The following is a 26,144-nucleotide window of genomic DNA, read 5'->3' on the forward strand; positions in this document are numbered from 1 at the left end:
CGCGAGCCGTGAACCCATGCATACGCAATCTCCGGGTTCGCCGCAATGGAATCGATCCCGCGATCGGACATTCTCCGTCCGCGAACCGAATTCCTGGAAAAAAGCCGGAAGCCCTTGTTTCATGCGGGATCCGAGGCGTTCGGGGTTGTCGAGAGGAATGTCCGGCGATGGGACTGACAATGTCCATAACCCCCTGCCACGGCGCCACGGCGCACTGCGTCGTCGTATTCACGCGAGACGGACATTATCGGTCCGATCCAGGGGCACGACGCTCGCCCGGCCGCTCGCGGGGGCAACGCCGGATGGACGCCGCGCCCCGATCGTGGGAATTCCCTGGGCCCCCTCGTTCGTCCATCGGTCCCCATGCGCTGGGCACTCCTCCCGACCCTCGTCCTTCCGCTCCTCGGCCTCGCCTGCGACCGAGGCCCGCTCCCCGCGCCCGCGCTCGCCAGCACGGCAGCGCCCACCTCCTCCGCGCCCGCGCCGGCCGCCCCGAACGTCGAGGACGAGGCAAACGCCTGCCGCCGCCGCGTCGCGGAGGTGCTCGCTTCTCCCGCGGCCCCCGGCGCGCCCGCCTTCGACGCTGCCCGGATCGAAATCCTCGGGCGCGCCCGCGGCGAACCCCTCATCTTCGCCCGCGAGCCCGCGCCCACGCCCGAGGACGCCCTCGACGCACGCCTCGTCCCCTCGGCCCGCCTGTTTGCCAAGGAGCGCCCGGGCGGCCGCATCGGTGGCTTGCGCAAGCGGCACCGCGGCGATCCGCGCGCCCTCCGCGCCCTCGTCCTCCGCGAGGGATACGCGTATGCATCCGACCCGCAGGACGCCCTCGCCCTCGTCACGCAAATCACCCTGACCGACCTCTTCGACGAACCCCGTATCCACCTCCTCCGAGGCCACGAGATGCGTGCCCTCGATCGCGTGGAGGTCCGCCGCGAGGTTCGTTATCAGGACGCCGCGGGCAAACCCGCCGATCTGCTCTTCGGTGATCGGGTCGCCGTCACGGAGGCCGAGCTCGAACGGCCGCTCCACCGCGATCTCGCCGCCCTTGCCGATGAGATCGGCTTCGAGCGCGCGCGCCTCCGCCACACGACGGAATCCGCGATCGTCGCCGATCTCCGCTTTGGCGAGACGTGGGCCGCGGCGCTCCTCCGCGCGGACGGCGCGCGCCTCTCGTTCGATTGCCTCGCCGAGGATCCCCCCGCGCGCGAAGCCGTCCGCGCCTTCCAGGACAAGACCGCGCAAAAACGCCGCGCGATGCAGGCGATCCGTGAAGCCGTGAGCCGCGCCGTCGACGAGGCGCTCCCCTTCGATCGCCCCGACGCCGAGCCCGACCATTTTCGTGACGGCACGCTCCGGCCGCAATGGATGACGGCCTATCTCCAGGGCCGCGAGAGTTTTTCGTTCGAGGAAAAACGGTACGCGGTCTTCGATTCCTCCGGCCGCCCACGCCCGCCCGAGGTATGCGTCGATTTCGTCCTCGATACCTACGAGCGCGCCGCGGGCACCTGGTACCGCGCCCGCGGCGACAAACCCGGCCGCGCCGTGGGACGGTTCGATTTCGACGAATCCGGCATCAAGAACCGCCGCGGCGTCATCTCGTTCGGCGAGTTCGCCGAGGCGAAGCCCGAGCTCTTCGAGGTCCGCCGCTTCCGCGGCGAGGAACGGATCCCCTTCGGCGAGCGGTCGCGTTTCTTCGCGGAGCTACACGATTTCGCGGACGAGGTTCGTCCGGGCGACATCATCTCCATCCAGGGCGAGAAGCGCGACAAGCACATCCACCAGCATGCGATCTTCGTCGAGCGCGCCGACCCCGTGACGGGGTTTCCGTTTGGCCTCGCCGATCAGATGAAGCGCCCGCGCCGCCGCACCTGGGAGGGCATCATGGCCGAGGCGCCGAAGCGCAGCCTGTTTTACCGCGCGCGGCCGCGCGACGAGGTCTTCGCGAAGATCGACCCCGGCGCGCCCTGAAGCGCGCCCGTCTCACGCGAGCGCGCCTGGCCGCGGCGGCGGCTCACGAGGCGCGCTCGAGTGCGCGGAGCACGAAGTCCGCGAACGCCTTCGGGTCCTCGGTGTGCGGCGAGTGCCCGATGCCCTCCGGCTCCAGGAAGACCGTGTGCGGCGGCAGGTTTTCCTTGAAAAAGCCGAGGCAGCACGACGGGATCACGCGGTCCGATTGGCCCCAGATCACGTGGATCGGCATGGAGAGCGACGCGAGCTCGCCCGGCGAGAAGAAGTGTTTCGGTTCGAGCCCGTCGAGGATCGATCGCACGGACGGGTTCTTGAAGATACGCACGAGATCCGGCGCGACGAGCGGCCCGTACCACGGCACGGCGTGGTTCAATCGCCCGAGGAAGTCGCGGGCGTCGCGCACGTTCGAAAGGACGAACCCGCGCAGGAAGCGCTCGCGCTCCTCGGGATCCTCGACCGGCGCGCCGCCCGGCGACGTGAGCGCGAGGCCCGCGACGCGCTCGGGGCTCCGCAGCGCGTACCGGAGTGCCATCGCGCCGCCGAGCGAGTTGCCGACGACGACGGATGGCGCGTCGATCTCGTGATCGAGCACGTACGACAGGGCCTCGAACAGGCGCTCGGGCCCGAGCGTGACCAAGGGCGCGCCCGACAGGCCGTGCCCCGGCGCGTCGACGGCGAGCACGCGACGGCTCTTTTTCCGGAGCCTCGCGAGGGTCGGCGCGAACACCGCGGAGGACGCGGCGATGCCGTGCAGGAACACGACCGGCGGGGCCGTTCCCTGGCCACGCGCGTCGTACACGTGCACGCGCCCGACGGGCGTTTCGAGGAAGCGGCTCTCGACGCCGCGGCGCACGAGCATCGCACGCGTCACGTGATCGAGGACGGACAGAAGAACCATGGTCGCTTTTTACCACGCAGGGTTCGGGCGCGACGATGTCTTGCCTCGTGCCCCGACGATCTGCGAAGCTCTGCCGCCCCCATGGCCTCGGGCGAGCCCTCCTGCCGGCGTTGCGGCGCCGTGATCGGCGAGAAGGCGCGTTTTTGTGCCGATTGCGGCGCTCCTGTCGCGGCCGCGTCCGATCCCACGGTCCTCTTCATGAAGGTGCCGAGCGCGCTCGCGCCGACGACACCCGTCGAACAGGGGGCTTGGGGGCACAGCTCGGCTCGTCCGAGCGGAGCCCCCAACGTCCAGCCAGAGCCGACGCCTGCGTCGGCCCAGCCGAACAGCCGCTTGCCGCCCATGCGCATCCCGTCGGGCACCGTGCTCTCGGGCGTGTACGCCGTGCAGGGCGTGCTCGGCGAGGGCGGCATGGGCGTCGTCTACCGCGCGCACGACGGCGCGCGCGGCCGCACGGTCGCGATCAAGTGCCTGCACTCGAACCTCGCGGGCGACGCCGAGATCCGGCGCCGCTTCATCCGCGAGGCCCGCGTCCTCCGCACGTTCTCGCATCCGCACGTCGTCTCGGTCTTCGACCTCATCGAGCACGACCACCTGCTCGGCATCGTGATGGAACACGTCGAGGGGCAAACGCTCGCGCATCACCTCGTGAAATGGCGCGGCCGCATGCCCTTCGTCGAAATCCGCGAGATCTTCACCGCCGTGCTCGACGCGATGGACGCGGCGCACCGGCAGGGCATCGTCCATCGCGACCTCAAGCCCGACAACGTGCTCGTCATGCGCGGGCCTGCGGGCGAGCTCGTCCCCAAGGTCGTCGATTTCGGCATCGCGCGGATCCTCGAAGGCACGACGTACACCGTGAGCGGCGCGCTGCTCGGCACCTGCCGGTACATGTCGCCGGAGCAGGTCAAGGGCGACAAGACGGCCGATCATCGCTCGGACATCTACTCGCTCGGCGTCTCGCTCTACGAGCTCGCGGCGGGCCGGCCGCCCTTCCCCGAGGACAACCATTTCGCGCTCATGATGTCGCACGTCCAGGCCGAGCCCCCGCCGCCCTCGCGCCACCGCGCCGAGATCCCGACCCTGCTCGAAGACCTCATCCTCTCCGCGCTCGCGAAAAACGCCTCCGAGCGACCGCAGACCTGCGCGGCGTTCCGCGAGCGCCTGCTCGCCGCCATCGACGAACCCACGCCGGGACCCGTCGCCGTGCGCCCGACCAGCACCTCCATTCCGCCGCTCGCCACGGTCCTACGCGACACCGACGGCGCCGAGTCCGTGCTCGTGCCGGCGGGGTCGTTTCTCATGGGCCCGGATCGCCGCGAGGTTTTTCTCGATGCGTATTACATCGACCGCGCGCCCGTCACGAATCGGCAATTTGCGCTCTTCGTCCAGGTCACCGGATACAAGCCGGTCGACGAGAGCGGCGGTCGATTCCTCGCGCATTGGGCGCGAGGCGCCGTGCCTCGGGGGCTCGAGGAGCACCCCGTGGTGAACGTCTCGTGGGACGACGCGTGCGCGTTTGCCTCGTGGGCCGGCAAGCGTTTGCCCACGGAGGCCGAGTGGGAAAAGGCCGCGCGTGGCACGGACGGCCGTCGGTATCCCTGGGGCAAGGCCGAGCCGACGCCCTCGCGGGCCCATTACGGTGGAAAACACCGCGGCACGTCGCCCGTCGGCTCCTACCCCGAGGGCCAGTCGCCGTACGGCGTCCTCGACATGGCCGGCAATGTATGGGAGTGGTGCGAGGACGTCGACGATCCGGCGTTTTACACGGACGGCCCCTCGCGCAATCCGAAAAACACGGCGCGGCCGCCGCACCCGCTCTACGTCATGCGTGGCGGCTCCTGGCTCTTCGGCGCACAATCGCTGAAGACGTATTCGCGCACCCGGTTCGAGCCGCATTATCGCTTCGCGGGTGGCGGCTTTCGTTGCGTGCGATCGGCTCGCTGAGCACCGAGCCGGATCTCTTCGGGCGGCCCCCTCCCGCGGGCGCCGGGCGTGCGCTACGCTCCGCGACCGAGGGCACGGCATCCCATGGGAATTCCGCGGATCGCGTTCTTTTTCGTCGTCATCTCGCTTGTCCTTTTCGCGGCGAGTTTTTACATGGGCCGCCGCGTGAAGCAGGCGTTCGGGCTCTCCGTGCGGGCCGAGCGCGCCGGCCTCGTCGTGGTGCTCGGGTCCGTGGTGGCGATGATCCTCGCGCGCGCCCTCGGCCTGCGCCCGCTCGGCGAGGTCGCGTTCACGCTCCTGCTCGCGCTCCTCATCAGCACGGGCCTGCTCCTGCTCGTGGATCTCGCGAAGCTCGGGGCCCTGCCTTTCAAGTGGCTCGCGTCCCGCGCGAAGCCTACGCCCGCGCATGCGCCCGAACCGGTGCTCGCCCTCGCGACCGAGCCCGCAGCACCCGCGCCCGCGCCCGTGGAGCCGCCTGCCCTGGAGCCCGCGAAAGCCGAGGCTGAGGCAACGCCCGCCCTGCCCACGCGCCGTGACTTCCTCACGCAGGCGGTGACGGGGTCGGCGCTGCTCGTGGGCTCGGGCAGCTCATTTTATGGGGCGGTCTTCGGCCGGCACGATTACGTGATCGAGGAGGTGCCCGTCCGGATCCCGGGGCTGTCGAAGCGCCTCGACGGATATACGCTCGTCCAGCTCTCGGACATTCATTTCGGCACGTTCGTCGGCGATGCCGAGATGCGCGCGGCCGAGGAGCTCGTGCGCAAGGCGCGGCCCGATCGGATCGTGCTCACCGGTGATCTCCTCGACAACGACGCAAAATACGCGGAGATGCTCGGGCGCTTCGTGCGGAACATCGCGCCGCTCGCGCGGGACGGCGTCGTGGCCATTCCGGGCAACCACGACTGGTATGCGGGGATCGACGAGGTCGTGGCGGCCTTGAAGGCGGCCGGGGCGCGGGTCCTGCGCAATGACGGTTTTGTGATCGGCGACGAGAAAGACGGGTTTTCGCTGCTCGGCGTGGAGGACGTGTGGGCGCGGCGGCTCTCGCCGGGGAACGGGCCGAACCTCGACGCCGCGCTCGCGCGGGTCCCGAAGGACCTGCCGCGGGTCTTGCTTTGCCACAATCCAGTGTTTTTCCCGGAGGCCGCGGGACAGGTGGCCTTGCAGCTCTCGGGGCACACGCACGGCGGGCAGGTGAACCTCGGCGCATTGCAGCCGGGCAAGCTCGTGCTCCCGTACGGGTATGTCGCAGGGCTTTACGAGCGGAATGGATCGCGGCTGTGGGTGAACCGCGGGTTCGGCACGGCGGGGCCGCCGGCGCGGGTCGGCGCGCCGCCGGAGGTGACGCGCGTCGTGCTCGTGTCGGCCTGAATCAAGACGGCAGGACGAGCACCTTCAAGACGCCCGGCTCGGCAGCGCGTGCGAACGCGCGCGCGGCGTCCGCGAGCGGATAACGCGCTGAAAGGAGCGGACGCGGGTCGACGACGCCGCGGGCGAGCACGTCGATGGCGCGCTGAAAATCGCCGCAGCGCGAGCCGATGATCCTGTTCTCGTTGATGACGGCGGGCGCGAGGTCGATGTTCGCGACGCCTGCATATGTGCTCTTGAGGATGATCGTGCCGCGCGGCTTCACGATGGCGAGCGCGCGGGCGAGCCCCACAGGCTGGCCGGTCGCCTCGACGACGAGGTCGAACCCCGACTCGGAAAAACCGGATTCGAGCGCGACGTCGAGCCCGGCGGCTTCGAGGAGCGCGAGTTTGTCCCGGTGCCGGCCGACGGCGACAGCGCGGCCGAGATCCCCGCGCCGCGCCGCGAGCGCGAGCCCGGTGAGCAGGCCGAGCTTGCCATCGCCGAGCAGGCAAACGCGATCTCCTGGCCGGGGCGCGGCCTCGTCGAAGGCATGCAGCGCGGCGGCGAGCGGCTCGATGAAAGCTGCGCTCTCGTCGGGGATCGAATCCGGCAAGACATGCAGGTTCTCCTCGGGGATCCGTACGAATTCGGCGATCCCGCCGTCGCGGCCGAGGATTCCCAGCACGGTGCGCGTGGGGCAATGGTTGCGCCCGCCTGCACGGCAGGTCGCGCAGCTCCCGCAGGCGCAATTGATCTCCATGACGACACGCTTGCCGGCGTGCAGGCCGAGGACCTCGTGGCCGAGCACGCCGCGAAAGCCCATGTATCCGCGGGCGAGCTCCTGATCGGTATTGCAGATCCCGGTCGACAGGACCTTGACGACGACCTCGCCCGGCGCGGGCGCGGGATCGGGGACGTCGCTGAGGACGACGCCTTTTTCTGTGCACTGGAGCGCCTTCATGCGTCCTCTCTCTCAAATGAGGACGGCGTGCGCAACCTGGCCTTCTTACGCGACACGCGACGCGCCGGCCGGGCCGGAGGCGCTCGCGGTCCGGAAACAAAGGCACAAAACGAAAACGGCACCCGAAGGTGCCGTTGTTCGCTGTTTCTGCTTTACCTGGCGATCCCAGCGGGAATTGAACCCGCGTTACCGACGTGAGAGGCCGGCGTCCTAACCGCTAGACGATGGGACCAGTTTTCAAATCCGTCGGCGACACTTCTTAGCCGACTTCGGGCTGGGGGACAAGGATTCGAACCTTGATAGACGGTGCCAGAAACCGTCGTCCTGCCATTAGACGATCCCCCAAGGATCGGCGTCCCCAAGCCTTGCGAGCCAAAGCCAAGGGACCGGTGGAGCACCGGAGCAATCGCTCCGTCGCCCACGGGCCGCGCAACTTAGCCGAACCGTCGGGCCTGTCAAGCACTTCTTGTCGTTCGTTCGGAACAGCTTGAGATTGTTTGGATATTCCGTCCGTCTTGGCCGGGTTCGTCCTTCCGCTGTCCTCCTCGCACCACGGACGAGGGCGTTCGGGGCGCTCCGGGGACGTACGCCGCCCTCCGGAAAAACGACCAACCGGCCCAGGGTGGGCTTGACGGTGGAAAGGGGGGATCTATTTTCCGGGCCGGTTTTAGCCACCGGCATAGCCGAGTGCCAGCGGCGTTGGTGCTCGACACCCTCCGTGGCCAAGAGCCACGGCCGGGGGGAGTCGGCCCGCCGGGGCCCGCAAACAGACGATAGAGGAAGCCATCATGAAGATCAGGCCGCTGCACGACCGCATCGTGGTCAAGCGTCTCGAGAGCGAGACCCAGACGAAGGGTGGGATCATCATCCCGGATTCGGCCAAGGAGAAGCCCATCGAGGGGCGCGTGGTGGCCGTGGGCAACGGCAAGCTCCTCCGCGACGGCAAGCTCCGGCCGCTCGACATCAAGGTCGGCGACGTCGTCCTCTTCGGCAAGTACGCCGGCAACGAGGTGAAGATCGACGGCGAGGACTTCGTGCTCCTGCGCGAGGACGACCTGCTCGCGATCACCGGCGGCGAAGGCGCCGCGAGCTGAACGCCCGCCCTCTCCTCACCAACCCCAAAGGGAAGAAGATCCATGTCCGCCAAGCAGATCATTTACAGCCGTAGCGCGCGCGCCGCGATCCTCCGGGGCGTCAACACGCTCGCCGAGGCCGTGAAGGTGACCCTCGGGCCGAAGGGCCGGAACGTCGTCATCGAGAAGAGCTGGGGTTCGCCGGTCGTCACGAAGGACGGCGTCACCGTGGCCAAGGAAGTCGAGCTGCACTCGAAGCTCGAGAACATGGGCGCGCAGATGGTCCGTGAGGTCGCCTCGAAGACGAGCGACAAGGCTGGCGACGGCACGACCACCGCGACCGTCCTCGCCCAGGCCATCTACAACGAGGGCCTCCGCCTCGTCGAAGCCGGTCACAACCCGATGGACCTGAAGCGCGGCATCGACGCCGCCGTCAGCGCCATCCTCGGCGAGCTGAAGAAGCAAGCCGTCCCGACCAAGGACAAGGGCCAGATCGCCCAGGTCGCCACGATCAGCGCCAACGGCGACAAGGAGATCGGGAACATCCTCGCCGAGGCGATGGAGAAGGTCGGCAAGGAGGGCGTGATCACGGTCGAAGAGAACAAGCGCATGTCGACCGAGCTCGACACGGTCGAGGGCATGCAGTTCGACCGCGGCTACCTCTCGCCGTACTTCGTGACCGATCCCGAGAAGATGAAGACGGTCCTCAACAACCCCCTCATCCTCGTGAACGAGAAGAAGATCTCGGCGATGGCCGATCTCCTCCCGGTGCTCGAGCAGGTCGTGAAGAACGGCCGCGAGATCCTCATCATCGCCGAGGACATCGAGGGCGAGGCGCTCGCGACGCTCGTCGTGAACAAGCTGCGCGGCACGCTCAAGGTCGCCGCCGTGAAGGCCCCCGGCTTCGGCGATCGCCGCAAGGAGATGCTGAAGGACATCGCGACCCTGACGGGCGCGACGGCCTTCATGGAGGACCTCGGCCAGAAGCTCGACACCGCCACGCTGCGCGACCTCGGCACGGCCCGCCGCGTCGAGATCGACAAGGACAACACCGTCATCGTCGACGGCGCCGGCGACAAGGCCGCGATCAAGGCCCGCGTCGAGTCGATCCGCAAGCAGATCGGCGACACGTCGAGCGACTACGATCGCGAGAAGCTCCAGGAGCGCCTCGCGAAGCTCGCCGGTGGCGTGGCCGTGGTGCGCGTCGGCGCGGCGACCGAGGTCGAGATGAAGGAGAAGAAGGCCCGCGTCGAGGACGCGCTGCACGCCACGCGCGCGGCCGTCGAGGAGGGCATCGTCGTCGGCGGCGGCGTCGCGCTGCTCCGCGCGGCGTCCGTGCTCGACACGCTCAAGTTCGGCGACGAGCGCGACGTGGGCGTGCGCATCGTGCGCAAGTCCGCCGAGGCGCCGATCCGGCAGATCGCCACGAACGCCGGCATCGACGGCAGCGTCGTCGTCGAGAAGGTCCGCACGGGGCAAGGCTCGTTTGGCTACAACGCCGCGACCGACACCTACGAGGACCTCTTCGCCGCCGGCGTCATCGACCCGGCCAAGGTCGTGCACCACGCGCTCGCCAACGCGTCGAGCGTGGCGGCCCTGATGCTCACCACCGAGGCGCTCGTCGCCGAGAAGCCCAAGAAGGAAGCGGCGGCCGCGGCTGGCGGCGGCGGCGGCATGGGCGGCATGGGTGGCATGGGTGGAATGGGCGGCATGGGCGGCATGGGCGGCATGGGCGATTTCGACATGGGCTGATCGCCCCGCGAGCCCACACGTGAGCACGAGAGCCTCGGGCGCCTGCGGCGTCCGGGGCTTTCGTTTTTCGAAGACCACGGCGGCGAAGCCTCCGGTTTTTGACCCGGCCTGCCGTATGGCGGTAAACTCCCCCCACGATGTCGGACCCGCTCTTCGCCCGGTTTGGCCGCGAGTTCTCGGCCGGGGACATACTGTGCCGCGAGGGCGATCCCGGCGACGTGATGTACGTGATCCAGTCCGGCTCCGTCCGCATCACGAAGATGATCGCGGGCGAGGAGCGCGTGATCGCGATGCTCGGTCCAGGCGAGTTCCTCGGCGAGCTGGCGATCCTGAACGGCAAGCCGCGCAGCGCGACGGCGACGGTCGTCGAGACGACGCGGTGCCTGCTGGTCGAGGCGAGGACGCTCGAGAAGATGGTCGCGGTCAACGCCGAGATCGCCATGCGGCTCATCAAGAAGCTCGCGAAGCGGCTCGACTCGGCCGACGCGTTGATCGAGGTGCTGATGCACCGCGATCCGAAGGCGCGGATCATGCTCGCGCTGGCGCGGAGCGCGGAGGCCTTCGGCGAGAAGACGGCCGAAGGGATCCTGATCCGCACGCGGGCGGAGGATCTCGCGCGTGACGTCGGCGTGGACGCGGTCGCGGCCTCCGACGTGATGCAGCGGCTGCGCAGGTTGCGCCTTGCCAGCGAGGTCCCGGGGGGCATCGTCGTCGCCGACGTCGGCAGGCTCCAGGACTTCGTCGAGTTCCTCGAGATGCCGCAAAAGTTCGGCGGGGAAGGCTGAGCGACGTGGAGCTCCGCGTCATCGGTTGCCACGGCGGCGAAACTCCGAAGCACCGCACGAGCGCCTTCATCCTCGACGAGCGCTTGGCGATCGACGCGGGATCCCTCACGAGCGGCCTCGAAGTCGAGGGGCAGCTCAAGCTCGAAGGGTGCCTCGTCAGCCACGCGCACCTCGATCACATCCGCGACCTCGCGACGCTCGCGGACAACCGCTGTCAGATGGGCGCGCCTCCGCTCATCGTCGCGGGCACGCGCGAGACGATCCGCATCCTGCGGCAGCACTTCTTCAACAACGAGCTCTGGCCCGACTTCGCGACGATCCCGACGCCGGACAACCCGACGATCCGCTACCTCGAGCTCTCGCCGGAGAACCCGGCGCCGCTCGCGGGCTGCAACGTTCGCGCGATCATGGTGAGCCACACGATCGAGTCGGCTGCGTTCGTGATCGAGACGCCGGGCGGCGCCATCGCGTACAGCGGCGACACGGGCCCCACGGATCGGCTGTGGCAAGTGCTCGACGAGCAGCCGAACCTGCGCGCGCTCTTGATGGAGGTGAGCTTTCCGAACCGGGAGCAGCGGCTCGCCACCGTGAGTGGTCATCACACGCCGCAGACGCTGCGCGCCGACTTGAAGAAGCTACGCCGTCCGCAGGACTTGCCGACGCTGCTCTACCACATCAAGCCGGTGTTCCAGGCCGAGGTGGAGCGGGAGTGCGCCGCGCTCGAAGGCGTGAGCCTCGAAGTGATGAAGATCGGCGATCAGTTCTTGCTGTAGAGCGAACGCGCGCCAGCGCAGCAAAGCCCCTCTCCCGCTTGCGGGAGAGGGGTTGGGTGAGGGGCGGTCAGCTCTGCTGCTCGGGTTCCACGCGCGCGAGCACGACCGTGATGTTGTCGAGTCCGCCATGGAAGTTCGCGCGCTCGATGAGCACGCGGCACGCCTCGTCGAGCGACGGGGCCTTCGTGACGATGTCGCAGATCTCCGGGTCCTTCACGAGCCCCGAGAGGCCGTCGGAGCAGAGCAGGTAGATGTCCCCTGCGGCTGTCTCCTCGGTGAGCAGATCGACGAGCACGTCCTCGCGGATGCCGAGCGCGCGGGTGATCACGTTCGGCGGCAGCCGCTTGATCTCCTCCTCGGTCATCCACGGCGCCATGTGCAGGGCGTCGCTGACGAGCGAGTGATCACGGGTGAGCTGTGTGATCTTCTCGCCTCGGATGCGGTAACAACGGCTGTCGCCGACGTGACCCACGGTCACGCGCGTCGCGTTCTTGTCGAACATCGCCGTCACGATCGTCGTGCCCATCCCGAAGTCCGCCATGGTCTTGAGCGAACGGTCGAAGATGCGACGGTTGGCCAGTCGCAGGCCCGTGACGACGTAGTTCTCTTCCTCCGTCAGGTTCGGATCGGCAGGAAATGGCCATGTACCGTCGCGACCGACGGTGACCGAGAAGAAGTCTGAGAGGGTGGAGACAGCCAGCCGGCTTGCTACATCGCCAGAGCGATGCCCGCCCATTCCGTCGGCAACGGCGACGACATGGTACTCGGGCATCACGAGGAGGTTGTCCTCGTTGTGCTCCCGCATCAGGCCGACATCGGTCATCCCGGCGAACCGGGTTCGCATGGCCGAACAGTAGACGCGTAGGGGGGGGGCCGTGCAAGGTCGGTGAGCAGATCCCGTCACCTTTCCCGCGCAGACCCATCCCCCCGTACCCCCTGGAAGGCCAGCAAGCCCACCAGAACCCCGAATTTGCGGCGAATGGGTGTCGGTTATGTGCTTGTGACTACGATTTTCCTGGCTTTCACAACCAGGTCGGACCGAGCTCGATCCCGAGCGCAGGCGCGACCGCCTCGGCCGCTCGTACACCGGACGCCTGCGACTCCTCGAAGAGCGCCATACCAGGCTGATCCGCGTGCGCCCAGGCCACGCGCTCGTCGAGCAAGACGAGCGGTTCGAAGGGCCGTTCGCCGAGAAAACCAGGGCGCGGGCGCGGCATCGCGTGGCCCCACACGCACACGTCCATGCGTGTGATCTGCTCGCGCAGCTCCGGATGTGCAGGCGCGAGATCACGCAGCACGTCGTTCGCGATCTGCTCCCACGGCGCGACGACGAGGCCTTTCCGAGCGTCCACGACGTCGGGGCCGCCGTACGCGCGGTAGTACGTGAGCACCGTGCGCGCGGAGAGCTCCGTGAGCTGATGGCGCGCATCGACGTAGCCGAGGCCCGCCGCATCGTAGAGGACGGAGTCCCACGCCATGTCGGGATCGATCGGGCGCTCGACGTGCATGTTCGCGACGACCCACGGTGAGCTCGTGCGCACGGGCAAGCGCGCCGCAGCTGGCGGGAAGAGCCGACTCGTGACGAACGCGGGCGCCGCGACGACGACGGCCCGCGCGTGCGTGCGCCGCGGGGCGCGATCCCGCACGTCGAGCCAGCGCACTTCGACACGACCGCCTTCGCTCGTGCCGAGGCCCGTCACGAGCGCGCCGTGCGTGACCGTCGCGCGTGCTCGTTCGGAGAGCGCCTGGACCAGCTTTCCATTGCCCTCGGGCCACACGAGGAAGTGGCTGCCGTCGAGCTCGGGTGTCTTCAGCTTGCGCCCTGCGAAGTAGTGCAGCGCGGCCCAGGCCGAGACCTCCTCGGGCTCGGCGCCGAAGTCGTCGAGGCACGCGTAGCGCACGTACCAGCGCAAGAACGTCGACGTGTAGCCTTCACGATCGAGCCACGCGCGCATGCTGATCCGATCGAGCGCGAGCGTGTCCGGATCCCGCGACGAGAACGCGAGCGGGATCTGGAAGACGGGCTTGCCGTCGGCGCCGACGCGCTCGGTGAGCTCGTCCTCGAAGCGGGAGAAGCGCTCCATCTCGGCGCGATCGTGCGCGTCGAGCTCGTCCTGCGGCACGAGCCCTGGGTGCCATGCGCCGCGGTAGAAGATCCGCTCTTGCGGCGCGTGGCAGAGCACGCGTGGATCGAAGCGCGGGCGACCGGCCGCGTCCCATCCCTTCACCACGCCCATCTGTTCGAGCAGGCGCAGCGCGGCGCGTGCTTCCGGGTTCGGCGCGGCGAGGTAGTGCGCGCCCCACGGATGCGGCGCGGCGCCGTCGTCGCCCCACGTACTCGTGCCGCCGAGGAAAGGCTCGAGCTCGAGCACGCGCACGTCGAGCTCCGCGGGCGCGAGCCTCCACGCCGCGGAGAGGCCGGCGATGCCCGCGCCGACGATGACGACGTCTGCAAGATCCGGCGGCCCGCTCGGCGCGGGCGCGCCCCCGTCACGCACGAGGTGCCCCACGCCGTGCGAGGCGCCGATGATGCGACCTGCGATCGGCGCCTTGCCCGGGAGGATGGTGTCGACCATCCAGCCCGCCGCGACCGTCCTGAGGAAGGCCCGCCGGTCCATCAGCGCGTGAGCACGCCCCACTCGCGCGCGTAGGTCGCCACGAGCTTCTGATCGTTCAGCCGGTTCACGGGCGCCTCGACGCGGCCGATGTCGCGCGGGAAGCGGAAGAGCTCGGGCAGCCCCGACGACTCGAGCCATCGAAGCTTCGTCGGTTCGATGCGCAGCGCGCCCGGCGCCGTGAGCGCTTCGCCGCCTGCCAACACAAACCCCCAGTCGCCGAAGCTCGGCACGTACACGTGGAGCGGCGCCGTCTTCCAGCCCGCGCCTTCGAGGGTCTGCACGATGGTCCAGAACGACTCACGCGCGTACTGCGGCGAGGTCGCCTGCACGACGGCGACGCCGCGGAAGGAGAGGCGCTCGCGCAGGAGGTGGTAGAACGCGTCGGTGTAGAGCTTGCCGACGGCGTAGTTCGAGGGATCGGGGAAGTCGACGATCGCGAGGTCGAACGAGTCGCGCGAGTCTTCGAGGAACTTGTACGCGTCCTCGTTGCGCACGGTGACGCGTGGATCGTTGAGGGCTCCGCCGTTCAGCTCCAGCGCGACGGGCAACGTGCGGAACGCGTCCGTGACCGCGGCGTCGAGGTCGATGAGCACGATGCGCTCGATCGACGGGTAACGAAGCAGCTCGCGCGCCGCGAGCCCATCACCTCCGCCGAGCACGAGCACGCTGCGCGGATCACGGCCGAGCGCGGCGACGGCGGGGTGGACGAGGACCTCGTGGTAGCGCTGTTCGTCGTCCGAGGAGAACTGAAGGTTGCCGTTGAGGAAGAGGCGCGTCGTGCGTGGCGAGCGCGTGATCACCACGCGCTGGTAGGGCGACTGCGCCGTGTAGATGATCGGCGCGCCGAAGTAGACGGTCTCGGCGCGATCGACGAACCGCGTGACGAACCCGAACACCGCGGCGAGCACGCCGAAGATGAGCAAGCACTGCGCGCGCAAGCGGATCGTGACAGCGCGATCGAGCGGGAAGAGGAACGTCGCGAGCATCGCCACGGCGGCGTTCAGGAGGCCGAAGAAGAGGCTCGTCTGGTGCACGCCGAGCTTCGGCAGGAGGAGCGACGGGAAGAGCAGGCTCGCGATCAGCGCGCCCACGTAGTCGAGCGTGAGGACCCGCGCGACGAGCTCCTTCAGGTCGACCGAGAACTGGAGCAGCCGGATGAGCAGCGGGATCTCCAGGCCCACGAGCGTGCCGATGAGCACCACGACGCCGTAGAGCGCGAAGCGAAACGCCGCGGCCGCCGTGTAGACCTTGAAGAGCAGCGGCGCCGAGAGGCCCCCCGCGAGGGCGAGGCAAAGCTCGATCTCGACGAAGCGCTCGAGGAGGCGATCCTCGAGGAACTTCGACAGGTACGAGCCGATGCCCATCGCGAACAGGTACAGGCCGATCACCAGGCTGAACTGGGTGACCGAGTCGCCGAGCACGTAGCTCGCCAGCGTGCCCGTCACGAGCTCATAGACGAGCCCGGAGGTCGCGATCACGGCCACCATGGCGAGGAGCGCGGGGTGGACCCAGCGGCGCGGCAACTGCGGCTCCGGCATGCCGCGCCTTCCTAGCACCGGGTCGGCGCGGCCGGTGAGCACGATCCGAGACGTACACGTCGGAGCCGTCCGACGAGAGGACACGCCCGCGACGAAAATCGGCTACCATCCGAGGCGTGACTAGCCCGTTCGACCGCCAGGCGGCGTGTCCGTCGTGCGGGGCACCCATCACGTTCCGCTTCGCCGGCGCCGCAGCGCAGGTCTGCAAGCACTGCAATTTCGTCGTCGCACGCACGGACCGGAACCTCGTCGCCGTCGGCCGGATGGCAGACCTCGTCGACATCCCGTCACCCCTGCAGCTCGGCGGGACAGGCCGCTGGAGCGGCGGCGAGCCGTTCATGGTCGACGGTCGCGTGCAGCTCGATCGCGCGAGCGCGCCCGGCGCGCCGTGGCAGGAGTTTTTCATCACGTTCCCGACGAGCGGGAAGTGGTGCTGGGTCGCAAGCGCACAAGGGCGCTGGTACTCGACGAGCGAGGTCCCGCTCCCGCCGGAGCTCCCGCCGATCCACGCGCTCCGCGCAGGCCAGCAAATCAGCCTCGGCACCTACGGCGTCTGGACCGTCGCAGAGGTCGGGCAGCGTCGCGTGATCGCGGGCGAAGGCGAGATGCCCGCCGTCGCGTCGCCCGGCGTGCCCACAGGCTACGCAGACATCGCCGCGCCCAACGGCGCGTTCGGCACGATCGACTACGGCGACGGGCGCATCCCCCCGAAGCTCTACCTCGGCCGGCAGATCGATCCCGCCGTGATGGTGCTCGACTCGGGCGCGCCGGTCGAAGCAGCCAAGGCCGAGGTCACGAGCGTCGCCTGCCCGAACTGCGGCGGCAACCTGCCGCTCGTCACCCCAGGACAAACCGAGCGTGTCGTCTGCCGTTACTGCGGCATGGCGAGCGACCTGAACCAGGGTGCGCTACGCGCGCTCGGCCCTGCGCCAAAGCCGCCCATCGAGCCGTTCATCCCGCTCGGCGCCGAAGGCAACCTGCGCGGCAACCGGGTCATCTGCATCGGCTTCACGATCCGCGGCTGCACCGTGGAGGGCGAGCGCTACCGATGGCGCGAGTACCTGCTCTATGCAGGCCCGCGCATCGGTTACCTGTGGCTGATGGAGGAGGACGGCGCGTGGTGGCTCGTGACGCCCATCCCACCCGGCGAAGTCAGCGTCTCCGGCGGCGCCGCGATGTTCCGCAGCCAGCACTACAACTGGAAGCAGAGCGTCCGCGCCGAGACGGAGTACGTGGTCGGCGAGTTCTACTGGAAGGTCGAGATCGGCGAAGCCGTCCAGGCCACGGAATACGAAGGCCCCGGCGGCAAGGTCAGCGTCGAGCAAACAGCAAAAGAGGTGAACTACTCGCTCTGCGAGCGTCTCTCCTCCGGCGACATCGGCGCCGCCTTCGGCATCAAGCCACCCGCAGGCTCCCTGCTCGCATCAGGCGAAGGCGGCAGCGGCTGCACAAGCAGCGGATGCGGCACGATGCTCATCATCGGCGTCATCGTCCTCTTCGTCCTGCTCATCGTCTTCAGCGACTGCGGCAGCAGCGGCGGAGGCGGCGGCGTCTTCATCGGCGGCCCCAGCTTCGGCGGCGGCAAGTAGCAGCCTCGCAAGGCGTTGCCTGTCGCCTCGCAGGGCGTTGCGCCGGGGCGCTGCCCCGGGCCCCGCGGGGGCTGTTCGCCCCTCGACCCGAACCAGGCACGGCCTGGACCGGGGGTGGAAGAACTGCGCGGTGCGCAGTTCTTCCAACGGGCCGGTGGCAAGACCATGCACGTGCGTCTCAAGTCGGCGACGGGCACGTTGCCGGTTGAAACGTCAGCGCTGCGGTCTTGGTTGGCAGGATCGTTGCCGGTCGTGTCAGCGGCTGTTCGATGAACTGCGCGGAGCGCAGTTCATCGACCCCGAGTCCAGCGCTTGCGCTGGTCCGGGTCCAGGGGCGGACAGCCCCGGTGGGGCCTGGGGCAAAGCCCCAGCGCGGCGCCTTCGCGCGTCACCCGCGGCCGATGCCGGTGTACCAGAAGCCGAGTGCGCGTAGATCTTCGGGGTCCCAGATGTTGCGACCGTCGAAGAGGGACGGCGTGCGCATCAGCCGCTTGATGCGGTGGAAATCGGGGCGGCGATACTCGTGCCATTCGGTGACGAGTGCGAGGGCGTCGGCGCCCTCGGCTGCGGCGTACATCGTGTCCACGTAGGTCACGCGATCGCCGAAGAGGGGGCGGACGTTCTCGATGGCTTGCGGATCGTGTGCGCGCACCGTTGCGCCTGCTTCGAGCAGGTCCTCGATCAACGTGAGCGCGGGGGACTCGCGGATGTCGTCGGTCTGCGGCTTGAATGCGAGGCCCCAGACGCCTACGACGCGCCCGGCGAGTGCGCCGTCGAAGTGTTGCTTCACCTTCGAGCCGAGCACGTGCTTTTGCCGCTTGTTCACCTCCTCGACGGCGCGCACGACCTCGAGGTCGTGGCCCATCGCGCGCGCTGTGTGGATCAGCGCGGAGATGTCCTTCGGGAAACATGAGCCGCCGAAGCCTGGGCCGGGGAAGAGGAACTTGGGCCCGATGCGCGGGTCGGCGCCTACGGCTTTGCGCACGCGATCGATGTCTGCGCCGAGCTTCTCTGCGAGCAGGGCGAGATCGTTCATGAACGAGATGCGCGTCGCGAGCAGCGCGTTCGAGGCGTACTTCGTGAGCTCGGCCGAGCGCGCGCCCATCGCGTGGATGCGATCGCTCGTGCGCACGAACGGATCGTAGAGGCTCCGCAGCACCTCGAGTGCGCGCGTGTTGTTTGAGCCGATGACCACGCGATCGGGCTTCATGAAGTCGTTGATTGCGTCGCCTTCCTTGAGGAACTCGGGGTTCGACGCGACGCCGAAGGGGTGCGTCGTGTGGCGGGCGATGATGGCCTCGACCTGATCGGCCGTGCCGACGGGCACGGTGCTCTTCGTGGCGACGACCTTGAAGCCGTTCATGTTCTTGCCGATGGTCTCGGCCACGGCGTAGACGGCCGAGAGATCTGCGGATCCGTCGGCTGCGGAGGGCGTGCCGACGGCGATGAACACGACCTCGGCGTTTTGGATGGCGCCTGCCACGTCCGTCGAGAACGACAGGCGCCCGGCCTTCGTGTTTTTTGCGATGAGTGTGTCGAGGCCCGGCTCGTAGATGGGCACCTCGCCGCGCAAGAGGCGCGCGATTTTGCCCTCGTCGACGTCGACGCAGGCGACGTCGTTGCCGAAATCTGCGAACCCGGCGCCGGCCACGAGGCCGACGTAACCCGTACCAATCACCGCCAGTTGCATGGGGCGCACCCTATCATTTCGTGGGCGCTCGTGTGTACGTGGCGCGCCCCACGCGCCGTCAGGGAATCACGATCTCGGAGGCGCGCCCCTCGCATCCGCGCAGCACGAAGCCGAAGCGGTCGCCCGAGCCTGCGCGCTTCTCCAGCGTCCTGCACGTCGTGCGTGTCACGCCTGGGGATCCGAAGCGATCGCGGCTGTCCTCGGTCACGTCGACGACGGGACCGGGACGCACGCGGAGCAGGTACGAGATCGGATCGCCCTCGACGGTGTGCATCGTGATCTTGAGACCTGCGGCGCTCCCGTTCAGCCACGCGTCCCATAGGCACGCACGTGCTGCGGCGTCGTAGCCCGTGCCGTGCACGTTGGTCTCGCGACCGCACGACGACGCGCCGTTCTCTTCCGAAGGCATGACACCCGGCTCCACGACGGAGGTCGATCGCGTGTCGCCTTCGGCGGGGGTCCTCGCTCCGGAACAGCCGGAACAGCCGGACAGGGCGAGCGAGAGACACGCCAGGAGGTGTCCAAGACGGCGAGCGGAATCGTGCGAACTCAAAAGGGATTTGAAGCGATGCATGATCGGCCAGGGTACGGCGCGCTCGGCCGTCGGCAACCACGCGCGACACGAAGATGGAAGCGTCGTTCGGCACGGACGATGGCGCTGTATGCTGAGGGCGTGCGTTACGACCGGGAGTATCACGAGACGCGGGAGCTCGCGGACGGCCGCGTCGTACGGCTGCGATGCATCCGGTCGGAGGATCGCGATGCGCTCGTGCGTGCGTTTGGAAAACTCTCGCGCGAGTCGCGCTACCGCCGCTTCCTCTCCGACGTGCCGTTCCTGAGCCCGTCGATGGCGCGGTACCTGACGGAGGTCGACGGCAAGGATCACGTGGCCATCGTGGCGATGACGGACTCGCACGATTTGAAGGAAGAAGAGGGCGTCGGCGTCGCGCGCTTCTTGCGCCTGCCCGACGCGCCGCACATCGCCGAGGCGGCGGTGACGGTGATCGACGCGTACCAGGGCAAGGGCCTCGGCCGCGTCTTGCTCGAAGCGCTCACGCACGCGGCGCGCGAGCGTGGCATCTTGATCTTCCGCTCGGCGGTGCTCGTCTCGAACGCGCCGATGCGGCGGATCCTCGACGAAGCAGGAGGCGTCGTGCACCACGACGAGGGCGACACGCTCGTGGTCGACGTGCCGATCGGCGAGCCGCGCTTGCACTGGTCGGACCTCCCGATCTTCCGCGTGCTGCGCGCCGCTGCGGGGTTCGGGGCGAAGGGCGCCGCAGGCGACCCGGAGCCCTGAGCGTCGACCGAAGCCACACGTGCGGCGTTCCTCGGGGACGCGGACGATCAACGCGCCGACGACGTGAGCTCTGCGCGGTAAGGATCGAGCACGCTGCGGATGGCCTCCTCGGTGGCGCGTCGGACGCGCTCGACGTCGCCTTCGCTCCGCGGATCGCCGGACGTGTCGATGGGCGGGAGCAGGTGGTAATCGAGCGGCACGCGGCGCGGGCGCAGGCCGCTCGGCAGCGGGATGTCGTACCGCGATGAGCCGCCGATCCAGCGACCGAGGAAGTGCTCGCGTCGATCGAGGCGGTAGAGCTCGTCGACGCCCGTGGCAGCGACCGGCACGATCGGGACATGCGCGCGCATGGCCACGCGCGCGAAGCCGGCGCGCCCTTGCCAGCGCAGCGTGTACGCGTCGCTCGAGAGCTTGAACGAGTCGTCGACGCCGCCCGGATACACGACGACGACCTCGCCGGCTTCGAGGAGAAAGGCGGCGTCGTCGGGCGTGCCTGGGATCGCGCCCATGCTGCGGAGCAGCTCGCGGAGGCCGGGGATGCGGAAGAGGTTTCGCTCCGCGAGGAAGCGCGGGAGCCTGCCCGTCTGGAGGAGCAGGAGCGCGGCGAGCGCGAAGGCGTCGATGCCCATGAAGGCGTGGTTGCCGACGAGCAGCACGCCGCCTTTGCGGGGCACGTGCTCGTCGCCGTGCAGCGTGGCGTGGAGCTGTTCGGCGAGGCTCTGCGCGAAGCGGCGGCCGGACTCGGTCTGCGCGAGCAGCCAGCCTGTAGGAGCGAGCGGGACCATGGCGAGCTCCTAACGTCGGACAGGCCCGCCGTCCCGTAAAGCGTCACGCACGCGCCGCGGCTTTCTCCCGAGGCGGGATTCTGCGATACGAGGGGACATGCGAAACGTCACGGTGAAGACGGGCGAGGGGAAGTTCGGGCAATCGATCCACGTAGGACCCCACGAGCTCACGGGCGACGAACTGCCGGAGGTGGGCGGCGACGATCGAGGGCCCGATCCGTTCGAGCTCGTGCTCGCCGGCCTCGGCACGTGCACGTCGATGACGATCAAGGTCTACGCTGATCGCAAGGCGTGGCCGCTCGCGTCGGTGGAGGTGGAGGTCTCCGGCGAGAAACGGGATGGCTCGTTTCTCGCGAAGAGGTCGATCCGGCTCGTGGGAGACCTGACGGACGAGCAACGCACGCGGCTGCTCGACATCGCGAACAAGTGCCCGGTGCACAAGATGCTGACGGGGAAGATCGAGATCGAAAGCTCGCTGGTCTGAGGTGGGTTGAGGAGTTCGAGATGGCGAAGCCTCGGGTACTCACGATCTCGGAGAAGGCAACCGCGCTTGCGTCGGCTGCGCTCCGCCACGTCCGCGACGCGGAGCACCTGCTTGGATGCTCGGAGGGGTACTCGTCGCCGGACCAGGCGTATCACCTCGCCGGGTTCGGGCCCGAGTGCGCGCGCAAGGCGACGATCGCGGAGCGGTGGCTCGATCAAGCGATAGGGCACGGCACGACGGAGCGGACGGATGAACTCCTCGCGTTCGCGGCCTCGATCGACCCTGTCGCGCATCGGTACGAGATCCTCGAACTACGGGCTCGCTGCCCGGAACTCGTGAAGTGGACTGTCGACGTGCGATACGAGAGGACGAGCACGCGCTCAGCCGAGCAGGCGGAAAAGGCATGCGAGGAAGCGCGAGAGATCGTCGATGCCATTGTGCTGGCGATGTGGGCCGACGGCCGTCTGGATGATGGGGAGGTGCTCTGGTGACGTTCGACGACGTGTTGCCCACGCTGGTCCGTCTCTGTGAAGGCGCGCCAGGATTCGTCGAGTTGAAGCGCTGCTGTGTCGTGCGTGATCTCCGTGGACGCGTGCGGCTCGTGATTGATCCCGATCCTGCGAAGCCGAAGTTCGACATGAACTCGCTTGAGGCAGCGCTGAACCGGGCGCTTGGCAGCTACTTTGCGCCGCCGATCTGGTCGACCTCGTCGGAGAAGAAGGATGAAGCGCGGCTCGCTCGGATGATCTTCGGCGACAGTCGCGGAGCGCCCTGGTCGTCGACATACGACGATCCACTCACAGGAGTGATGTCCGTTGCGACGAAAGCAAACTGGCACAAGTACGAGCGGCGTCTCTCGAAGCAGGAGTGGCTGGAGCCCGCGATAGCACGGCCGCCTTGGGACATCGGGCGAGGCCCTGGGATCGTCACCTTCTACTCGTTCAAGGGGGGTGTCGGACGAACCACGGCGCTGGTCGCTTGCGCGTGGCAACTCGCGCGGCAAGGCAAGCGCGTCGTCGTGCTCGATCTCGACCTCGAGGCGCCTGGCGTGGGTGTTCTCCTCGGCGTGAATGCAAAGCGAGGACTCATCGATCTGATCGTGGATCATCTCGCGTCGGGTGATGTCGACTTGTCGGACGCCGTGGCGGATGCGGCGGCGCTCGACAGGGAGGCTCCGCTCGTCCACGTCGTACCTGCGGGGAGGCTAGGCCCCGGATACCTGGAGAAGCTTGCGAGGCTCGATTTCGCGGGGGGACGTCCGGGCGACGATGAGGACCGGAGCATGAGCCCGCTCGAGCACGCGATGCGCGCGATCTTGATGAAGCTCAGGAGCTTGCGACCCGACTACGTACTCATCGACGCTCGCGCGGGTCTTCATGATCTCGCTGGGCTCTCGCTCCACAGGTTCGCTCATGTGGATGTGCTCTGCGGGCGGGCGAACGAGCAGACGTTTCAGGGGCTCGAACTGTCCTTGGACATGCTCGTACGGCGCAAGGGGTTGAAGAACCTCGAGTGCCTCGTCGTGCAGACGATGGTGAGCCCTGAGGGGCTTCCTGATGCTGTTGCGGAAGAAGAGGAGTTTCTCGAGCGGAGCTACGACTGGTTTCGGAAACACGTGTACACCGAGCCGCGGGCGCTCGCGATTGCCAAGGGAGACAAGGGGCCGCATCGTCCGGTCGTGCTGCGCTACGACTCGATGCTCGAACGCTTCGCGACGTTGACCTCCATCGAGAGGGCGTTCTTCGCGCCATGGTACGAGACGCTCCTCGAGCATGTCCTCGCGTGCCTGAAGCGGCGCGAAGGGGGGAGTTGATGGCTGCCCACGATCGCACGCCTCTCATAGAGGCGTTCGCCACACTCGTACATGCCGACGCTGACACGAAGGACCCGCTACGGACCTTCCTGCCGTTCTGGTTGCACGGGCGCGCTCTCAACCCGGATGTCGTGGTCGTGCTCGGGCCGCGTGGGGCCGGCAAGACGGCGCTCTTCAAGCTCGCCACCGACCCACGGACCAGCGGTCGCATGCGTGCGTTCTTCGAACGCGAGACCATCCCCGATGCGATCTGGTTCGATGCATTCTCTCAGGACGCTCAGGACGCTCCAGGCATCCCGCCGCACCCCGAGGTGGGCACGCTGGAGGCGTTCGGGGATTCGGCGAGCGACATCGCGCTCCGTGCATTCTGGGTGGCGCACTTGCTCCGTCGCCTGCGCACACAGGTACCCGACCTCGAACCTCTTCCTCCTGCACTCGAGTCGATCGTCGCGGCTCCGATCAACGAGCTCGCGGCATGGGTTCCCTCGGCTGAGACGAGCCTGGGCGCGCTCTTCACGGCGCTCGATGGGCTCGAGCAGGAACTCCGGGGGCGCGGCATCCTGGTGGTGGCTCTCTATGATCACCTCGACCGCGTCGCGCAGTTCGTCCCCGAGGTTCGCCGTCGCTACGTTCGAGCGCTTCTTTCTCTGTGGCTCTCGCTGTCGAGCCGTTACAAGCAGATCCGCGGCAAGGTCTTTCTCCGCGATGATCTGTTCGACGCGGGCGAGCTCGCCTTTGCAGATGCGACGAAGCTCAACAGCCGCTCTGTCTCCCTCACCTGGGACGCCGAGGCGCTCTTTCAGATCGTCGCGCGTCATGTGGCCAATGTGCCCGACGCATTCCAAGCCGAGCGCGCGCGTCGCCTGCTCGCGGAGGTGAAGGACCTCGAGTTTCGGGATCGTGGTGAGTTCGGTTGGGTCCCCGGCGACATGCGTGGACGTGTCTACAAGGCTTTTGTCGCGCGTGTGGCCGGCGTTGGGATCGGTCAGGGCGTGATCCGCATGCCGACGGTCGACTGGATCCTGGATCGCCTGAAGGACACGCAAGGGCGTATCACCCCGCGGGCGATGCTTTGGTTCTTCGGGTTTGCCGCGGAGCATGCGAAGACGAGGCGGCCGGGGCGGAGCCAAGCACTCTTCTCGGCCCCGGATCTGGTGGCGTCACTGAAGCGGACCTCGAAGGAGCGCGCGAACGAGATCCTGGAGGAGTACGGGCTCGTCGCGCGACTCGAGAACCTGCGCGGCAAGGAGATCCCACTCACGCGAGACGAGGTGATCACGGCGCTCGGCAAGCGGCGTTCGATCGAGCCTGAGGGCATCCCGGAGCAAGGGGAGCCGGTCCTGCGGGAGATGGTACGGATCGGGGTGTTGCGGGAGGCGGAGGACGGGAGGATCGATGTGCCGGACATCTACCGGTACGGATTCGACATCACGCCGGATTACGCGACTGCGTGGAAGGACCTGCTGCGCGGAGACGAGCAGGCGGCGAGGGCGCAGTTCGTGCGGGAAGCTCCGCTTTTCGGGGACATTCTGCGTGGCCTCGATATCCGGTGGCACTCGCTCGTGCAGGAGGAGATCGAACGGGGCGACTACGAGGCTGCGCGGACCAAGTGTGAGAGAGCGATGGCTGCCGCGCAGAGCGCGCGCGATTTGCAGGCTGAGCTTACCCTTTGGAAGCAACTCGGGCACATCAGCGGCACGTATACGAACGATTATATGCGCGCCAAGGATGAGTATGCGCATGCGCTCGAGATCGCGCGTCGTCTCCACGATTCCGTGCAGGAGGGGTGGACATCTTTGTTCGTCGCGTTCAATGCGCTCTCGAGCGGAGAGCTGGGCGAGGCCATGGGGGTGTTTGCAGGGGCGTTGTCGGGCTTCAAGGACCTCGATGACGCGGAGGGGCTTTGGTTTGCATACATCGGCATGTCGCGCGTTTATCGCGCCAGCGGCATGCTCGACGGTGGAATGCAGGCTTGTGTCGAGGGACTCCGCATCGCGATCCGTGCTCGTCTGCCGTCGCGAGAACAGAACGCGTGGAGAGAAATATCAGCCATCGCCGAGCAGACTGGCCGCGTGGATGCTGCAATCCTGAGCATGGCCGTGGCTGCGCACCTGAACCAACGGGTTGGCGATCAAGCCAATGTCGACCTAACTGCCTACATCGACGACCTCGGCCTCCGCGCCGGCCTCACTCCCACCCGCGTTGCCGCCCTCCGCCAGGAGGCCCTCGACGCCTACGCCCGTGACAAGGGCCACTCCCTCCTCGTCGCCGCCTTCCCCGAAGTCACCATCCCTCCCTTCGACTGAGCCTTCAGCCGCAGGAAACCGACGACCGAGGGGGTTGGAACGCCGCGACCCCCGCGCGTCACGTGGACCAGCGGGTGTCGCCACGCGTCGACCCCCGTGCGTCACGTGGACCAGCGGGTGTCGCCACGCGTCGACCCCCACGTGCAACGATGACCGGCGGGTGTCGCCACGCGTCGACCCCCACGCGCAACGATGACCGGTGGGTGTCGCCACGCGTCGACCCCCACGCGTCACGTTGATCAGCGGGTGTCGCCACGCGTCGACCCCCACGCGTCACGTTGACCGGCGGGTGCCGCCACGCATCAACCCCTCGGTCACACATGACGAGGAACGCCTCGGAATCAACGACCTTGGGGTGCTGCACGGAACCTCGCTGCCAGGCGTGCGAGTGAAGCGCCTGCGCGCAGCCGCTCCCGCAACGTTCGGCCGAGCGCGAGCTGGATCAGCGATCGATCGACCTCGCCCGCTGCTTCGAGGATCTCCGGGTCGAGGGACCAGGACACGAACTCCTCCT

The 26,144-nt window shown here is 68.2% G+C and carries 22 protein-coding genes and 2 tRNA genes; 13 read left to right on the forward strand and 11 right to left on the reverse strand.

Annotation, left to right across the window (positions count from 1 at the left end; genetic code table 11):
- Window positions 1–363: 363 nt before the first annotated feature.
- On the forward strand, window positions 364–1,968 hold the full coding sequence (locus tag POL67_RS12565; RefSeq protein ID WP_271917523.1) for a hypothetical protein: 1,605 nt from the start codon (window positions 364–366) through the stop codon (window positions 1,966–1,968).
- Window positions 1,969–2,011: 43 nt separating this feature from the next.
- Here the strand turns inward: POL67_RS12565 and POL67_RS12570 are convergent, their stop codons facing one another.
- Complete coding sequence (locus POL67_RS12570) at window positions 2,012–2,866, reverse strand: alpha/beta fold hydrolase (protein WP_271917524.1); 855 nt, start codon at window positions 2,864–2,866, stop codon at window positions 2,012–2,014.
- Between the two features lie 81 nt (window positions 2,867–2,947).
- Between POL67_RS12570 and POL67_RS12575 the strand changes: the two genes are divergently transcribed.
- Together POL67_RS12575 and POL67_RS12580 are read left to right on the forward strand one after the other, a co-directional pair.
- Window positions 2,948–4,813, forward strand: a complete 1,866-nt coding sequence (locus POL67_RS12575; protein WP_271917525.1) for a bifunctional serine/threonine-protein kinase/formylglycine-generating enzyme family protein — start codon at window positions 2,948–2,950, stop codon at window positions 4,811–4,813.
- Window positions 4,814–4,897: 84 nt separating this feature from the next.
- Window positions 4,898–6,184: a metallophosphoesterase gene (locus POL67_RS12580; RefSeq protein WP_271917526.1), complete on the forward strand. Its 1,287-nt coding sequence runs from the start codon at window positions 4,898–4,900 to the stop codon at window positions 6,182–6,184.
- A 1-nt stretch (window position 6,185) separates the two neighbouring features.
- Here POL67_RS12580 and POL67_RS12585 read toward each other — a convergent pair whose 3' ends face one another.
- The 3 genes from POL67_RS12585 to POL67_RS12595 form a co-directional block, all read right to left on the reverse strand.
- The gene (locus POL67_RS12585; RefSeq protein WP_271917527.1) at window positions 6,186–7,124 is read right to left on the reverse strand and encodes an alcohol dehydrogenase catalytic domain-containing protein; all 939 of its coding nucleotides are present in this window, start codon (window positions 7,122–7,124) and stop codon (window positions 6,186–6,188) included.
- A 157-nt stretch (window positions 7,125–7,281) separates the two neighbouring features.
- Window positions 7,282–7,356 (reverse strand) — tRNA-Glu (locus tag POL67_RS12590).
- Window positions 7,357–7,398: 42 nt separating this feature from the next.
- Window positions 7,399–7,469, reverse strand: a tRNA-Gln gene (locus POL67_RS12595).
- A 443-nt stretch (window positions 7,470–7,912) separates the two neighbouring features.
- On the opposite strand from POL67_RS12595, the gene groES reads away from it, so the two are divergent.
- The 4 genes from groES to POL67_RS12615 all read left to right on the forward strand — a co-directional run bounded on the left by groES (window position 7,913) and on the right by POL67_RS12615 (window position 11,507).
- Window positions 7,913–8,218 (forward strand): co-chaperone GroES, encoded by a 306-nt coding sequence (gene groES, locus POL67_RS12600; RefSeq protein WP_271917528.1) that lies wholly within the window; start codon window positions 7,913–7,915, stop codon window positions 8,216–8,218.
- 42 nt (window positions 8,219–8,260) lie between these two features.
- Window positions 8,261–9,949, forward strand: coding sequence for a chaperonin GroEL (gene groL / locus POL67_RS12605; protein WP_271917529.1), 1,689 nt, complete (start codon window positions 8,261–8,263; stop codon window positions 9,947–9,949).
- Window positions 9,950–10,086: 137 nt separating this feature from the next.
- Window positions 10,087–10,734, forward strand: a complete 648-nt coding sequence (locus tag POL67_RS12610) for a Crp/Fnr family transcriptional regulator (RefSeq protein ID WP_271917530.1) — start codon at window positions 10,087–10,089, stop codon at window positions 10,732–10,734.
- Between the two features lie 5 nt (window positions 10,735–10,739).
- Window positions 10,740–11,507, forward strand: a complete 768-nt coding sequence (locus POL67_RS12615) for an MBL fold metallo-hydrolase (protein WP_271917531.1) — start codon at window positions 10,740–10,742, stop codon at window positions 11,505–11,507.
- Between the two features lie 67 nt (window positions 11,508–11,574).
- Here the strand turns inward: POL67_RS12615 and POL67_RS12620 are convergent, their stop codons facing one another.
- The 3 genes from POL67_RS12620 to POL67_RS12630 form a co-directional block, all read right to left on the reverse strand.
- Window positions 11,575–12,351 carry a PP2C family protein-serine/threonine phosphatase gene (locus POL67_RS12620; RefSeq protein WP_271917532.1) on the reverse strand — a complete coding sequence of 259 codons (777 nt, stop codon included), beginning with the start codon at window positions 12,349–12,351 and terminating at the stop codon, window positions 11,575–11,577.
- A 178-nt stretch (window positions 12,352–12,529) separates the two neighbouring features.
- Window positions 12,530–14,125: an FAD-dependent oxidoreductase gene (locus POL67_RS12625; RefSeq protein ID WP_271917533.1), complete on the reverse strand. Its 1,596-nt coding sequence runs from the start codon at window positions 14,123–14,125 to the stop codon at window positions 12,530–12,532.
- Window positions 14,125–15,663, reverse strand: coding sequence for a polyamine aminopropyltransferase (locus POL67_RS12630; RefSeq protein ID WP_271917534.1), 1,539 nt, complete (start codon window positions 15,661–15,663; stop codon window positions 14,125–14,127). The genes POL67_RS12625 and POL67_RS12630 overlap by 1 nt, the downstream gene beginning before the upstream one ends.
- A 116-nt stretch (window positions 15,664–15,779) precedes the next feature.
- Between POL67_RS12630 and POL67_RS12635 the strand changes: the two genes are divergently transcribed.
- The gene (locus POL67_RS12635; RefSeq protein WP_271917535.1) at window positions 15,780–17,252 is read left to right on the forward strand and encodes a DUF4178 domain-containing protein; all 1,473 of its coding nucleotides are present in this window, start codon (window positions 15,780–15,782) and stop codon (window positions 17,250–17,252) included.
- Between the two features lie 388 nt (window positions 17,253–17,640).
- On the opposite strand, the gene POL67_RS12640 is transcribed toward POL67_RS12635, so the two are convergent.
- Window positions 17,641–18,942 (reverse strand): UDP-glucose dehydrogenase family protein, encoded by a 1,302-nt coding sequence (locus POL67_RS12640; RefSeq protein ID WP_271917536.1) that lies wholly within the window; start codon window positions 18,940–18,942, stop codon window positions 17,641–17,643.
- A gap of 58 nt (window positions 18,943–19,000) precedes the next feature.
- On the reverse strand, window positions 19,001–19,351 hold the full coding sequence (locus POL67_RS12645; protein WP_271917537.1) for a hypothetical protein: 351 nt from the start codon (window positions 19,349–19,351) through the stop codon (window positions 19,001–19,003).
- Window positions 19,352–19,594: 243 nt separating this feature from the next.
- Here POL67_RS12645 and POL67_RS12650 point away from each other — a divergent pair, with 243 nt between their 5' ends.
- Window positions 19,595–20,242 (forward strand): GNAT family N-acetyltransferase, encoded by a 648-nt coding sequence (locus tag POL67_RS12650; protein ID WP_271917538.1) that lies wholly within the window; start codon window positions 19,595–19,597, stop codon window positions 20,240–20,242.
- A 47-nt stretch (window positions 20,243–20,289) separates the two neighbouring features.
- Here POL67_RS12650 and POL67_RS12655 read toward each other — a convergent pair whose 3' ends face one another.
- Window positions 20,290–21,027: a lysophospholipid acyltransferase family protein gene (locus POL67_RS12655; RefSeq protein ID WP_271917539.1), complete on the reverse strand. Its 738-nt coding sequence runs from the start codon at window positions 21,025–21,027 to the stop codon at window positions 20,290–20,292.
- A gap of 97 nt (window positions 21,028–21,124) precedes the next feature.
- Here POL67_RS12655 and POL67_RS12660 point away from each other — a divergent pair, with 97 nt between their 5' ends.
- Genes POL67_RS12660 through POL67_RS12675 form a run of 4 tightly spaced genes read left to right on the forward strand, consistent with a single transcriptional unit; the run spans window position 21,125 to window position 25,630 of the window.
- Window positions 21,125–21,511, forward strand: coding sequence for an OsmC family protein (locus POL67_RS12660; protein ID WP_271917540.1), 387 nt, complete (start codon window positions 21,125–21,127; stop codon window positions 21,509–21,511).
- A 20-nt stretch (window positions 21,512–21,531) separates the two neighbouring features.
- A complete protein-coding gene (locus POL67_RS12665; RefSeq protein ID WP_271917541.1) occupies window positions 21,532–22,002 on the forward strand; it encodes a hypothetical protein in 471 nt (156 codons plus the stop codon).
- Window positions 21,999–23,324 (forward strand): tyrosine-protein kinase family protein, encoded by a 1,326-nt coding sequence (locus POL67_RS12670; protein ID WP_271917542.1) that lies wholly within the window; start codon window positions 21,999–22,001, stop codon window positions 23,322–23,324. The genes POL67_RS12665 and POL67_RS12670 overlap by 4 nt, the downstream gene beginning before the upstream one ends.
- A complete protein-coding gene (locus POL67_RS12675; RefSeq protein ID WP_271917543.1) occupies window positions 23,324–25,630 on the forward strand; it encodes a hypothetical protein in 2,307 nt (768 codons plus the stop codon). The genes POL67_RS12670 and POL67_RS12675 overlap by 1 nt, the downstream gene beginning before the upstream one ends.
- A gap of 341 nt (window positions 25,631–25,971) precedes the next feature.
- Here the strand turns inward: POL67_RS12675 and POL67_RS12680 are convergent, their stop codons facing one another.
- Complete coding sequence (locus tag POL67_RS12680) at window positions 25,972–26,133, reverse strand: hypothetical protein (RefSeq protein WP_271917544.1); 162 nt, start codon at window positions 26,131–26,133, stop codon at window positions 25,972–25,974.
- Between the last annotated feature and the right edge of the window lie 11 nt (window positions 26,134–26,144).

The sequence above is a fragment of the Polyangium mundeleinium genome (assembly GCF_028369105.1).
GTDB classification, from domain to species: Bacteria; Myxococcota_A; Polyangia; order Polyangiales; family Polyangiaceae; genus Polyangium; species Polyangium mundeleinium.

Coding starts and splice junctions, on each gene's coding strand:
- POL67_RS12565 (WP_271917523.1), top strand. CDS start 364: ATGCGCTGGGCACTCCTCCCGACCCTCGTCCTTCCGCTCCTCGGCCTC.
- POL67_RS12570 (WP_271917524.1), bottom strand. CDS start 2,866: ATGGTTCTTCTGTCCGTCCTCGATCACGTGACGCGTGCGATGCTCGTG.
- POL67_RS12575 (WP_271917525.1), top strand. CDS start 2,948: ATGGCCTCGGGCGAGCCCTCCTGCCGGCGTTGCGGCGCCGTGATCGGC.
- POL67_RS12580 (WP_271917526.1), top strand. CDS start 4,898: ATGGGAATTCCGCGGATCGCGTTCTTTTTCGTCGTCATCTCGCTTGTC.
- POL67_RS12585 (WP_271917527.1), bottom strand. CDS start 7,124: ATGAAGGCGCTCCAGTGCACAGAAAAAGGCGTCGTCCTCAGCGACGTC.
- groES (WP_271917528.1), top strand. CDS start 7,913: ATGAAGATCAGGCCGCTGCACGACCGCATCGTGGTCAAGCGTCTCGAG.
- groL (WP_271917529.1), top strand. CDS start 8,261: ATGTCCGCCAAGCAGATCATTTACAGCCGTAGCGCGCGCGCCGCGATC.
- POL67_RS12610 (WP_271917530.1), top strand. CDS start 10,087: ATGTCGGACCCGCTCTTCGCCCGGTTTGGCCGCGAGTTCTCGGCCGGG.
- POL67_RS12620 (WP_271917532.1), bottom strand. CDS start 12,351: ATGCGAACCCGGTTCGCCGGGATGACCGATGTCGGCCTGATGCGGGAG.
- POL67_RS12625 (WP_271917533.1), bottom strand. CDS start 14,125: ATGGACCGGCGGGCCTTCCTCAGGACGGTCGCGGCGGGCTGGATGGTC.
- POL67_RS12630 (WP_271917534.1), bottom strand. CDS start 15,663: ATGCCGGAGCCGCAGTTGCCGCGCCGCTGGGTCCACCCCGCGCTCCTC.
- POL67_RS12640 (WP_271917536.1), bottom strand. CDS start 18,942: ATGCAACTGGCGGTGATTGGTACGGGTTACGTCGGCCTCGTGGCCGGC.
- POL67_RS12645 (WP_271917537.1), bottom strand. CDS start 19,351: ATGCCTTCGGAAGAGAACGGCGCGTCGTCGTGCGGTCGCGAGACCAAC.
- POL67_RS12650 (WP_271917538.1), top strand. CDS start 19,595: ATGGCGCTGTATGCTGAGGGCGTGCGTTACGACCGGGAGTATCACGAG.
- POL67_RS12655 (WP_271917539.1), bottom strand. CDS start 21,027: ATGGTCCCGCTCGCTCCTACAGGCTGGCTGCTCGCGCAGACCGAGTCC.
- POL67_RS12660 (WP_271917540.1), top strand. CDS start 21,125: ATGCGAAACGTCACGGTGAAGACGGGCGAGGGGAAGTTCGGGCAATCG.
- POL67_RS12665 (WP_271917541.1), top strand. CDS start 21,532: ATGGCGAAGCCTCGGGTACTCACGATCTCGGAGAAGGCAACCGCGCTT.
- POL67_RS12675 (WP_271917543.1), top strand. CDS start 23,324: ATGGCTGCCCACGATCGCACGCCTCTCATAGAGGCGTTCGCCACACTC.